13 protein-coding genes and 1 pseudogene are annotated in these 11865 nt (G+C 58.9%); 13 read left to right on the forward strand and 1 reads right to left on the reverse strand.

Annotated elements, in window-relative coordinates; translation table 11 throughout:
- The first annotated feature begins 136 nt into the window (after positions 1–136).
- From hutG to RTS12_RS17585, 12 genes are all read left to right on the forward strand, one after another.
- Positions 137–946 carry an N-formylglutamate deformylase gene (gene hutG / locus RTS12_RS17530; protein ID WP_312530813.1) on the forward strand — a complete coding sequence of 270 codons (810 nt, stop codon included), beginning with the start codon at positions 137–139 and terminating at the stop codon, positions 944–946.
- Positions 943–2091 carry a CoA transferase gene (locus RTS12_RS17535; protein WP_312530814.1) on the forward strand — a complete coding sequence of 383 codons (1149 nt, stop codon included), beginning with the start codon at positions 943–945 and terminating at the stop codon, positions 2089–2091. Before hutG ends, RTS12_RS17535 begins: the two co-directional genes overlap by 4 nt.
- Before the next feature lie 5 nt (positions 2092–2096).
- Complete coding sequence (locus RTS12_RS17540) at positions 2097–3257, forward strand: acyl-CoA dehydrogenase family protein (protein ID WP_312530834.1); 1161 nt, start codon at positions 2097–2099, stop codon at positions 3255–3257.
- Positions 3258–3269: 12 nt separating this feature from the next.
- Positions 3270–4934: a urocanate hydratase gene (gene hutU, locus RTS12_RS17545; RefSeq protein ID WP_312530816.1), complete on the forward strand. Its 1665-nt coding sequence runs from the start codon at positions 3270–3272 to the stop codon at positions 4932–4934.
- 68 nt (positions 4935–5002) lie between these two features.
- Positions 5003–5827, forward strand: coding sequence for a transporter substrate-binding domain-containing protein (locus tag RTS12_RS17550; RefSeq protein ID WP_312530818.1), 825 nt, complete (start codon positions 5003–5005; stop codon positions 5825–5827).
- A gap of 56 nt (positions 5828–5883) precedes the next feature.
- The gene (locus RTS12_RS17555) at positions 5884–6531 is read left to right on the forward strand and encodes an amino acid ABC transporter permease (protein WP_312530820.1); all 648 of its coding nucleotides are present in this window, start codon (positions 5884–5886) and stop codon (positions 6529–6531) included.
- Complete coding sequence (locus RTS12_RS17560; protein ID WP_312530822.1) at positions 6531–7193, forward strand: amino acid ABC transporter permease; 663 nt, start codon at positions 6531–6533, stop codon at positions 7191–7193. The genes RTS12_RS17555 and RTS12_RS17560 overlap by 1 nt, the downstream gene beginning before the upstream one ends.
- Before the next feature lies 1 nt (position 7194).
- Positions 7195–7968 carry an amino acid ABC transporter ATP-binding protein gene (locus RTS12_RS17565; protein WP_312530824.1) on the forward strand — a complete coding sequence of 258 codons (774 nt, stop codon included), beginning with the start codon at positions 7195–7197 and terminating at the stop codon, positions 7966–7968.
- Positions 7969–8113: 145 nt separating this feature from the next.
- Positions 8114–8836, forward strand: a complete 723-nt coding sequence (locus tag RTS12_RS17570) for a lysophospholipid acyltransferase family protein (RefSeq protein WP_312530826.1) — start codon at positions 8114–8116, stop codon at positions 8834–8836.
- On the forward strand, positions 8836–9783 hold the full coding sequence (locus RTS12_RS17575; RefSeq protein WP_312530828.1) for a phosphatidate cytidylyltransferase: 948 nt from the start codon (positions 8836–8838) through the stop codon (positions 9781–9783). The genes RTS12_RS17570 and RTS12_RS17575 overlap by 1 nt, the downstream gene beginning before the upstream one ends.
- A gap of 9 nt (positions 9784–9792) precedes the next feature.
- Positions 9793–10191 carry a hypothetical protein gene (locus RTS12_RS17580; protein ID WP_312530830.1) on the forward strand — a complete coding sequence of 133 codons (399 nt, stop codon included), beginning with the start codon at positions 9793–9795 and terminating at the stop codon, positions 10189–10191.
- The gene (locus RTS12_RS17585; protein WP_312530832.1) at positions 10188–10838 is read left to right on the forward strand and encodes a CDP-alcohol phosphatidyltransferase family protein; all 651 of its coding nucleotides are present in this window, start codon (positions 10188–10190) and stop codon (positions 10836–10838) included. Before RTS12_RS17580 ends, RTS12_RS17585 begins: the two co-directional genes overlap by 4 nt.
- Positions 10839–10841: 3 nt before the next feature.
- Here RTS12_RS17585 and RTS12_RS17590 read toward each other — a convergent pair whose 3' ends face one another.
- A complete protein-coding gene (locus RTS12_RS17590; protein ID WP_312530835.1) occupies positions 10842–11237 on the reverse strand; it encodes a PAAR domain-containing protein in 396 nt (131 codons plus the stop codon).
- 222 nt (positions 11238–11459) lie between these two features.
- Here RTS12_RS17590 and RTS12_RS17595 point away from each other — a divergent pair.
- Positions 11460–11865 (forward strand): annotated as a pseudogene (locus RTS12_RS17595) (ammonia channel protein); the annotation flags it as partial.

Below are 11865 nucleotides of genomic sequence, written 5' to 3' on the forward strand. Positions count from 1 at the left end.
CACGTCTGCGTCAGGACGTCAGTGCCCTGGATCAGGACCGCTATATGGCCCCCGATCTGGAAAGCTGTGCGCGTTTGGTTGCCTCGGGCGCCTTGCTGGACGCACTGCCCAAGGGCTTGATCGACGAGGTTGTTGCGTGAGCGTTTTCGAAACTTTGCAAGGTGACAGCCCGATCATTCTCGGGCTGCCTCATACCGGGACCTGGGTCCCGGATGAGATCCGCGCCAAGTTGAACGCGCGGGGCCAGATTCTGGCCGATACCGATTGGCATATCGAGCGGCTTTATGACGGGCTTTTGCCCGGTGCGACGACGGTTCGCGCGCTGTTTCATCGCTATGTGATCGATGCCAACCGTGGTCCGGATGATGCCAGCCTTTATCCGGGCCAAAACACCACCGGACTGGTTCCCGTCACCGATTTCGACGGCGAGCCGATCTGGCTGGAAAATCCAAGTGACGCTGAAATCGCTGCGCGCAAAGCGACCTATCATGCGCCCTATCATGCGGCTTTGGCGGCAGAAATCGAGCGGGTGAAAGCGCGTCATGGCGTGGCAATCCTTTATGATTGCCACTCGATCCGCAGCCATATTCCGTTCCTGTTCGAGGGTACCTTGCCCGATTTCAACATCGGCACGAACAATGGCGCGACCTGTGATGCATCGATCGAACAGGCGACATTCGCGATCTGTGCAGCCTCGGGGCGCACGCATGTTCTGAACGGCCGATTCAAAGGGGGCTGGACCACGCGTCATTACGGCCAACCGCAAGATGGCGTCCATGCGATCCAGATGGAACTGGCGCAAGCCAGCCACCTGACGACCGAGGCCGTACCCTTCTCGTATGATGAGGAAAAAGCCGAGGCGATGCGGGTTCATCTGCGCAAAATCCTTGATGCGCTGGCTGAGCTTGCCCCGCAATTGGCAAATAAGATGGGGTCGCGCGGATGAGCGGCCCTCTTGCCGGGATCAAAGTTCTGGACCTTAGCCGCGTTCTCGCCGGGCCTTATTGTACGGCGCTGATGGCGGATCTTGGGGCCGAGGTGATCAAGCTGGAACCGCCGCAAGGCGATGATTATCGCCATATCGGCCCTTTCAAGGACGGTGAAAGCGCGCTTTTCACGCTGAATAACCGCGGCAAGAAAAGCGTCGTGCTGGACCTGAAAAATCCCGAGCATGTTGCTTTGGCCCAAGAGATCGCGGACCGCGTCGATGTGGTCGTCGAAAACTTTCGACCCGGTGTTGCTGCCCGTCTGGGTTTGGGCGCTGAGACCTTGCGCGCCCGCAATCCCGGCCTGATCTATTGCTCGATCTCGGGGTTCGGGCAGGAGGGGCCGTTTAAGGATCTGCCCGCCTATGACCTAGTTGTTCAGGCCATGTCCGGGCTGATGGCGGGGACGGGCGAAGAGGGTGGCGCGCCGCTGAAAACCGGCGAAAGCATTGCGGATCTGGTGGCGGGCCTGTTTGCCAGCTGGTCGATCATGGCGTCTTTGGTTCAACGCAACCAAACCGGGGTTGGTGCAACGCTGGATGTGGCGATGTATGACGCGCTATTCTCGATGCTGACCACCAGCCATGCTTTGCATCTTTATGCAGGCAGCGCGCCCAAGCGCGTTGGCAACAGACATCCCCTTTCCACGCCATTCGGGTGCTATGCGACCCGCGATGGGCAGGTCGCGATCTGCGTGCTTAATCCCAAGCAATTCGCGCTTCTGGCTGCCTTGATTGGCGCGCCGGATGCGGTCAATGATCCTCGGTTTGCCAGCGACGAAAGCCGCACCGTTCACGAGCCCGCGTTGAAAGCCCTGATCGAGGCATGGTCCAAGGACATGACCACCGATCAGGCCGTCAAGGCGCTTAGCGAGGTAGGACTGCCAAGCGCGCCGATCTGGGACATTGCCCAGGCCGCCGAGAATGAACATGCGCAGGCGCGTGGATTGGTCACCAATCTGGCGCATCCGGTTTTGGGCCAAGCCCCAGTCATCGGTCAGCCTGTGCGTTTTGATGGGAAAAAGCCCGTTGCTGAAACTTCGGCCCCGCGTCTTGGCGGCGATCTGGCCAGCGTTCTGGCACAGCTTGGATTGGAGGGTTTGTGATGAACGTGACCGATGAATGGCACATGCTCTTGGATGAAGAGCGCATGTTTTGCGACGTCCTTGAACGTATTTGCGCCGAAAAAATTGCGCCTTTGGCGCATGAAACCGACGAGACCTCCGCCTTCGTCCATGAGCAGCTGAAAACGCTCGGCGATGCCGGAATGATGGGGGCAAACCTTCCCGAAGAATTCGGTGGTTCGGCCGTGTCGGCTCCGGCACTTTTGCGGGCGGTGGCCTTGGTTGCCGGGGCCTGCGGTTCCACGGCATCTGCGTTAACGGCGCATTACCTAGCCACCGACTCGATCCTGATCGGCGGCACGCAGGCGCAAAAAGAACGCTGGCTGACGCCGGCCGCTACGGGCGAAGCGCTTGGCGCATTCGCCTTGACCGAGCCGACCGCCGGGTCAGACCCCGCCGATATGAAGACCCGCGCCCGCCGCACGGATGACGGCTGGCATATCAAGGGGACGAAATGCTTCATCTCGAACGGCGGCGTCGCTGACTTCATCGTGCTTTATGCGGTGACAGACCCCGACAAGGCTCATCGTGGGATTTCGGCCTTCATCTTGCCCAAAGGCACCCCAGGGCTGGAAGCCGGCCCCGCGGAAAAGACCATGGGGCTGAAGGGCGGCCACGTCTTCACGCTGAACATTGATTGCCATCTGCCCGAAGATGCGCTGCTTGGCGGCGAAGAGGGCAAGGGCTTTCGTACCGCGATGCAGGTTTTGGACAATGGTCGCATCGAAGTTGCGGCCCAATGTCTTGGCCTTGCAGAAGCGGCTATGACATCCGCCATTGCCTATGCCAAGGACCGGGTCATCGGTGGTGAGGCTCTGACAGATCGTCAGGGCATTCGCTGGATGATCGCGGATATGGGACTGGCCTATCGCTCGGCGCTGCTGGTCTCGCAAGATGCGGCACGTCAACGCGATGCAGCCCATCACGGCAAGGGCGGCCGCTTTTCGCTTGCGGCCTCGATGGCCAAGCTGGCGGCCTCTGAATCGGCGGGAAAAATCGCGGATACCGCGCTGCAGCTGCATGGCGGCTACGGCTATACCCGCGACTTTCCTATCGAACGTATCAACCGGGACCTGCGCATCATGCGCATCTACGAAGGGTCCTCGGAAATTCAACGCATTATCATTTCTGGCAATATGCTGGCCTGATCGGAGACGAAAATGGACAATCCGCGTCACAATTCCCGCGATATCTACCCCGCCACCGGAACGGAAATCACCGCGAAAAGCTGGTTGACCGAAGCGCCGATGCGCATGCTGATGAACAACCTGCACCCCGATGTGGCCGAGAACCCGCATGAGCTGGTGGTTTATGGCGGCATCGGTCGCGCTGCGCGCACCTGGAAAGACTTTGACCTGATCGTCGACAGCCTGAAAAAGCTGGAAGCAGACGAAACCCTGATGGTCCAGTCGGGCAAGCCGGTCGGCGTTTTCAAGACCCATAAGGATGCGCCGCGCGTTCTGATCGCGAACTCGAACCTCGTGCCGCATTGGGCGAACTGGGATCACTTCAACGAGCTCGATAAAAAGGGTCTGGCCATGTACGGCCAGATGACCGCAGGTTCGTGGATCTATATCGGCGCTCAGGGCATCGTTCAGGGCACCTATGAGACCTTTGTCGAGGCAGGTCGCCAGCACTATGGCGGCAATCTGAAGGGCAAATGGGTTCTGACCGGCGGCCTTGGCGGCATGGGCGGCGCTCAGCCTTTGGCAGCGGTCATGGCGGGCGCCTGCTGTTTGGCGGTCGAATGTGACGAGACCCGCGCAGATTTCCGCATCCGCACCCGCTATGTCGATGAAAAGACGCATTCGATTGACGAAGCGCTGGCCATGATCGACCGCTGGACCAAGGCAGGCGAGGTCAAATCGGTTGCCTTGATCGGCAACGCAGCAGAGATCTTCCCCGAGCTGTACAAGCGCGGCGTGCGTCCCGACATCGTCACCGACCAGACCTCGGCGCATGACCCGGTTCACGGCTATCTTCCAATTGGCTGGACCGTTGCCGAATGGCGTGCGCGTCAGGAAACCGATCCCAAAGGCGTCGAGAAAGCTGCCCGCGCGTCGATGCGCAAGCAGGTCGAGGCCATGGTCGCCTATCACAATGACGGCGTGCCGACGGTGGATTACGGCAACAACATCCGTCAGATGGCGCTGGAAGAGGGGCTAGAGGACGCCTTTGCTTTCCCGGGTTTCGTTCCGGCCTATATCCGTCCGCTCTTCTGCCGCGGCGTCGGCCCGTTCCGTTGGGCAGCTCTGTCGGGCGACCCCGAGGACATCTACAAAACCGACCAGAAGGTGAAAGAGATCGTCAACGATCCGCACCTGCACAACTGGCTGGACATGGCGCGCGAGCGTATCAGCTTCCAAGGTCTGCCCGCGCGGATTTGCTGGGTTGGTCTGGGCATTCGCCACAAGCTGGGCTTGGCGTTCAACGAAATGGTTCGCAATGGCGAGCTGAAGGCCCCGATCGTCATCGGTCGCGACCATCTTGATTCTGGCTCGGTCGCCTCGCCCAACCGCGAGACGGAATCGATGCGTGACGGTTCGGATGCAGTTTCCGATTGGCCGCTGCTGAACGCGCTTTTGAACACGGCGTCCGGCGCGACCTGGGTCAGCCTTCATCATGGTGGTGGCGTGGGCATGGGCTTCTCGCAGCATTCGGGTATGGTGATTTGCTGTGATGGCAGCGAAGATGCCGATGCCCGCCTTGCGCGCGTGCTTTGGAACGATCCGGCGACGGGTGTCATGCGCCACGCTGACGCAGGATATGAGATCGCACTGGACTGCGCGAAAGAACACGGGTTGAATCTGCCTGGGATTCTGTGATCCCGAAGACTGCGCCATCCAACGAGGTGGCGCAGTCTACGACCGCCTTTCCAACAAGGGAGATCGCTATGACCTATCACAACAGTTTCAAGGCCGCGCTGCTTGGCCTTGCTGCACTTGGCCTGACGGGCGTTTCCGCCTCAGCAGATCAGCTGGCCGACATCAAGGCCGCAGGCAAAATCGTAACTGCGACCGACATGCATTACGCGCCCTTTGATATGCTGAAAAACGGCACCTATGAGGGCATGACCAAGGATCTGTTCGACGGGGTTGCCAAGGAAATCGGTGTCGAGCCGGTCTATCAGGACATCCCCTGGACGGCCGAGCTTCCGGGACTTGAGGTCAAGAAATTTGACATCGTGATCGCCCCTGTGACCATCACGCCCGAGCGGATCGAGCGTTATACCTTTACTCTGCCGATTGCTGATGCCACCGTTTCTCTGGTGAAATCGGCCGCGAATAAGGACATCACCAAGCCCGAGGATATCAAGGGTAAAACCGTTGGTGTTCAACAGGGTACGGCGCAGTTCAAACAACTTTCTGCCTATGGTGAAAAGCTGGGCGGGGTGACGGTCAAGGAATATGGCACGACCGACGAGGCCTATGCCGATCTGGCAACCGGGCGTCTGGATGCGGTTGCAGGATCCCTGCCGAACCTGACCTATCTGGTCAAAGAGCGTGGGGAAACCTTTGCCCTGCTCGAGCCTGCTTCTTTTGGCGAGCCGACTTACTTCGCCTGGGTGCTGCGCAAGGATGCTGACAGCGCCAGTTTCGCCAAGGCCATCGATGATGCGCTGTTGAAAATGACCGATGACGGTCAGATCAAGGCCATTCAGGAAAAGTGGCTGGGCAGCTATACCGAACTGCCGCGCGAAGTTCCCGGTCAGCAGTAAATACCACGTCCGGGCGGCCTAACCGCCGCCCGCTCTGAGACCTGAACGGAGCGGCGATGTTCTCGATCTCGACTTTTTTCGAAAGTTTCGGCCCGCTCATATGGGCCGCGCGCTATACCGTACTGGTTTCAGGTCTTGGCATTGCCCTTGGCTTGGTGTTGGGCGGTGTCATCTGCATCTGCGCCTTGTCGAAATCGCGCTTTTTGCGGGGCTTTGCGGCGCTTTGGGTCAGTTATTTCCGCGGTGTGCCGATGTTGGTGCAACTGCTGGTGGTTTACTTCCTCTTGCCCGTGATTGGCATTGACGTCCCCGCGATCGTTGCGGCTGTCGGGACAACCGCGATCGTTGCCAGCGCCTATATCTCGGAAATCTGGCGCGGGGCGATCAATGCGCTGCCCAAAGGCCAGACCGAGGCCGCCGTGGCCATTGGCATGTCACCGGGATCGATTTGGCGGCGGGTTGTCTTGCCTCAGGCCGTGTCGCTATCTCTGCCGGCTTTGATCAATGAGCTGATCTTGCTGGTCAAAGCCTCGTCGCTGGTTTCGGTTGTCGGCATTATGGAAATCACCCGCGCCAGTCAGGCGCAGGCCGCGACCACCTTTCGTCCGCTCGAGGTCTATATCGCCGCCGCCTGTATCTATCTGGTGATTAACCTGTGTCTGGCGGCCGTCGGGCGCTACCTGGAACATAGGATGGCGATCTGATGGAGCTTTCAATTTTCCTGACCTATTGGCCGATCCTGCTGAAGGGATTTGGCATGACCATGCTGTGCTGGCTCTTGGGCACGGTCTTTGGCATGGCATTGGGCTTGGTCATCGCATTGTGCCGCCGCTACGGCTCGGCGCCGTGGCGTTGGCTGTGGCAGGTCTATATCGAAATCATTCGCGGCACGCCGTTTCTGGTTCAGCTGTTCGTGCTGTACTATGGCGGCCCTCTGATCGGACTTCGTCTTGATGCCTTGCCCGCGGGCATTCTGGGTTTGACGATCTACGGCAGCCCCTATTTCGCCGAGATCTTTCGTTCGGCCTTTCGTGCGGTTCCCAATGGCCAAATCGAAGCGGCCCGGGCGATTGGCATGGCGGAACCGACGATTGTTCGCCGTATCCTACTGCCGATCGGATTGGTCTCGTCACTGCCTGCCTTGATTAACTTCTCGATCATCCTGACCAAGGAAACGGTGATCCTATCCATCATCACCGTGCCCGAGCTGATGTATCAAACCCAGCGCATGTCCACCGAAACCTTCCGCTATCTTGAGGCGAACCTCGTGCTGGCGCTGTTTTTCTGGCTGTTCGTCGAGCTGATCTCTCGCATCGGCCGCAGGCTTGAACGCCGCGTCACCCATTACCTGATCGAAAGGCCGTAAGATGGTCCAAGCCTCCTCAGTCGAGATCCGCGCGGTCAATAAATTCTACGGCCCGTTTCACGCGCTTAAAGACATCAACCTGTCCATTCCACCGGGCAAGGTCACCTGCCTGATCGGCCCGTCGGGTTCGGGCAAGTCGACGCTGCTGCGCTGCATCAATTTCCTTGAGGAATATGACAACGGCCAGATCCTGATCGATGATCGTCAGATCGGATATGAGAGTTCGGGCAAAAAGATGGCCCCGAAAAAGCTGCGCGAGATGCGCCGCGCGATTGGCATGGTCTTTCAGCAATTCAATCTTTGGCCACATATGACGGCGCAAGAAAACGTGGCCGAAGGTTTGATTCAGGTACGTGGCCTGAGCAAGACCGAGGCGCTGAGCCGGGCGGCTGATGCGCTGCATAAGGTCGGGCTGTCGGACAAGATGGCCAACTACCCCTCGCGCCTTTCGGGGGGCCAGCAACAGCGCGTGGCGATTGCCCGCGCCGTGGCGATGGAGCCGAAGTTGATGCTTTTTGACGAGCCAACCTCGGCACTGGATCCAGAGCTGGTGGGCGAAGTGCTGAATGTGATGAAAGCTTTGGCGGCAGATGGCATGACGATGGTCGTCGTGACCCACGAGATGGGCTTTGCCGCCCATGTCGCTGATCAGGTCGGTTTCTTGGAAAAAGGTGAGCTGGTGGCGGTTGATACGCCCTCGGGGATTTTCCATGCGCCCAAAGACGAGCGGATCTGGAACTTCCTGCGCACCTATCACGAGCGCAACAGCTTTTGATCCGCCGGGCCCTTGGGCCCTGCTGCAAAGCTGTACAACCTGAGGGAGATCAGGCGGGGCTTATTTGTACTTGCCCCTTGGTCAGATGGGCGCGCGGTGAAAAAATGGTTGCAAAGCAAGGGCCAACCACGCACAGGCTATAAACATGTCTGATCTTTCGCCCCCAGAGACGATGACCGAGCCGCGACCCGAAAACACCCCGCCGCACCCTGCCTCTGCCGGACTGCTGCGTCGTGGCGCGGCTTGGGCGACATCAGGCGCCATCCGCATCTTTGCACGTTTGATCACGGCCGTTCAGGCCGACTGGCGTGGCATTGCGCCAATCGGTGGCCAGCGTGTTTATTTTGCCAATCACAACAGCCACGGCGACTTCATCCTGATTTGGTCGGTCCTTCCGACGCAGATGCGCAAACATACACGCGCAGTTGCCGGGGCCGATTATTGGGGCGGCAAGGGGCTGCGCCGCTTTATCGGCAGCGATGTTTTCAACACCGTTCTGATCGAGCGCGTGCGCGATCAACGCAATACGGATCCGATCCAGACCATGACTGCTGCATTGGATGGCGGCGATTCCTTGATCATCTTTCCCGAGGGCACGCGCAATCAAAGCGATGATATTTTGCTGCCTTTCAAAAGCGGCATATACCATCTGGCCAGCGCACGCCCTGACATTGATCTGGTGCCGGTGTGGATCGACAACTTGAACCGGGTCATGCCCAAGGGCGAATTTGTGCCCGTACCCTTGATGTGCAAGACGATTTTCGGTGCGCCGCTGCGTCTTGTCGCGGGGGAAAGCAAAGATGACTTTGTGAACCGCGCGCGCGACGCCTTGCTTGACCTGCGCCCCAACCATCTGGAGATGCGCTGATGCATGGCGCCGATAGCGATCTGCTCAAGATTATTTTGGGGGCAGGCGGGATACTGGTTCTGGCCTCGGTGATCGGCTGGCTGCTGGCACGACGCTATTCGCCCGATGGAAACAATGCCACGATCGAAAACCTGAATGATCGCATTCGATCCTGGTGGATCATGGTCTTGTGCCTGTCGCTGGCGATGTTGGGCGGCAAGACTGGGGTTACATTGCTGTTCCTGCTCTGCTCATTTGCGGCGCTGCGCGAGTTTTTGACATTAACCAATGCGATCCGCGCAGATCATTGGTCATTGGTTTGCGCCTTTTTTGTCGTCCTGCCGATCCAATATTATACGATCTGGATCGGCTGGTACGGGCTCTTTTCAATCTTCATCCCGGTCTATGTCTTTTTGCTGCTGCCCATCATCTCTGCCCTGCGCGGAGAGACGCGCAACTTTCTGATTCGTGTGGCCGAGGTCCAATGGGCGTTGATGATCTGCGTATTTTGTGCCTCGCATGTGCCTGCGCTGCTGACGTTGAAATTGCAAAATTTCGAAGGGCGCAATGTGTTGTTGATCGCCTTTCTGGTCGTCGTGGTCCAGCTGTCTGACGTTTTGCAATATGTCTGGGGCAAGCTGATTGGCCGCCATAAAATCGCGCCCAACCTGTCGCCCTCCAAGACCGTCGAGGGCTTTATCGGCGGCAGCCTTAGCGCCACCTTGATCGGCGCTTTGCTGTGGTGGATGACACCTTTCAGCATGTGGCAGGCGGGATTGATGGCGTTTATCATCACGCTGATGGGCTTTTTCGGAGGGCTGGTCATGTCCGCGATCAAACGCGACCGCGGCATCAAGGATTGGGGGCGTGCCATTGCCGGTCATGGTGGCTTTATCGACAGGCTGGATTCGGTGGTTTTTTCCGCACCGATCTTTTTCCACCTGACGCGCTATTTCTGGTCTGCCTGAGCCCTGAATATGACAGCGCCGCATGATCAAGGTGCCAAGGGGATGGGGCAAAGCAAGGCCGTTCATGCCGCTGTGGCCATCCTTGCCATGGGCGGCTGGGCCATTTTTGCCAATCGCCACCACCCATGGCCGCAACCCCTGATCGCGGGCGCGGTTCAGGGGGTGATGTCCGGGGCGATCACTTTGCTGCAAAAGCGCCTGATCGAACATGTCTCGATGCGCTTTCCCAACGCATTGGGCGTGCTGGTTGCACCGGTTGCGGCGGTCCTGACCTCGCTGATAATTCTGGGCGCAGTTCACCTGCTGGCCGGCACGCCCGAGATCTTCGCGACGATTTCCGTGCCACTATGCGTTACCGCGCTTTATGCTTTAAGCTATGGCTACGCTTTATGGAGACTGCGCCGATGAGCGATCTTTCCAACCGCCGCCCCTTGGCGAGCCGCAAGACCGCTTGGGCCAGCAAGGTTTCGCGTTGGCTGGCGGGGACGGGGATATCTCCCAATCAAATCTCGATGCTTGGTATGATCTTTGCGTTGATTGCGGGGGCAAGCTTTTGGGGTGCGGGCGGTGTCAGCGGGGCGTGGCGCGTCTTGTTGCTGCTTTTGGGCGCGGCCATGACGCAAGGTCGGCTTTTGTGCAACCTTTTCGACGGGATGGTGGCAATCGAGGCAGGCAAGCGCACGCGTGATGGCGGTTTCTGGAACGAGTTTCCCGACCGAATTTCCGATGCCCTGATCCTGTTCGGGCTGGCCCTGGGTGCAGGAGAGGCAGCTTTGGGCTGGGCCGCGGTTTCCTTTGCGTTTTTGACGGCCTATGTCCGCGAACTTGGCGTCAATAACGGCGTGGGTGCGGATTTCTCGGGGCCGATGGCGAAACAGCACCGTATGGCACTGGTAACGACAAGCGCTATTCTAACGGTCTTTGCGCCGCTGATGGGATGGCGCGATCAGATTATTCATCTGGCGCTATGGCTGATCGTTATAGGCTCAGCCGCGACGGCACTGCGGCGCGCTATGCGTCAAGTGCGGCAGCTGCGCAGGGCAGCTGATACGTAAAAATCAGCGCAATATGGCGCTGCCTTTACAATCGACAATGACGCCGCCGCCAGTGGTTTTAGAGCCAAGATAGGCAACGGGGCGGCCGTCGATGATTGCACCCGAAGCGCCCTCGACGATCAGGCAACCACAGGCGCATTTATCGCCAACACGCGCAATACGGCGATTATCGATGGTGCTGTTGGCCCCCTCGACAATGACATTTGGGCCGTGAAGCGGGCAAAGATGGGTGTCGCCTACTCGGGCAATTACGCGGGGAATGCCAAAGCTCATGGCGGGCGACCTTTCAACGATCTTGGATGAGGCTAGATTAGCCCCTGTGCCAGAAGCTATCCAGACGAATTGCGCAAATTGCCCGCCCAGTCCTGCAAATTCATCACAAATTCCGTCGCTGATCAGTTCTTAAGCAGTTCACCGCGATTATGATTGTGCCCGCATATTGGGCAAATCGCTGTCCTATTGCCGCAGAACGCGCCGATTGAGGGGCTGCACCTGTCCGAGCAGGGGTGAATTCTTGCCGCATCGGGCCCGGCCCGTTTCCCTGAAAGCAGGATAAGCCTTAGCGGTCATGCAGCCATCCCCGCGCCTGCCGACCGCCGCGCCAGCTTGAAGGATAGCAAAATGCACAAAGCCCGGATTTCTTTATTGGCCGCTACCCTGGCCTTATCTGCTGTCCCTGTCTGGGCGCAGCAGGCAGCCCCCGCCGCAGCCGCCATCACCGAGACGATGAATAAAGGCGATGTCGCCTGGATGATGACGGCAACGGTTCTTGTCATGGCGATGGTTCTGCCGGGGGTCGCGCTTTTCTATGGTGGCCTTGTGCGCGCCAAGAACATGCTGTCTGTTTTGATGCAGACCACCGCGATTGCAGGGGCAATCATGGTGCTGTGGCTGGTGCTTGGCTATTCGCTTGCCTTTGGCGGCTCTGTCAGCGCCTTTTGGGGTGGGTTAAGCAAGGCGTTTCTGGCGGGTGTCGGCGTGGACAGCACCGCCGCGACCTTTAGCGAGGGGGTCGTTATCCCAGAAT

Origin of the sequence: Paracoccus sp. (in: a-proteobacteria), assembly GCF_032007265.1 — a bacterium.
Taxonomy (GTDB): domain Bacteria; phylum Pseudomonadota; class Alphaproteobacteria; order Rhodobacterales; family Rhodobacteraceae; genus Paracoccus.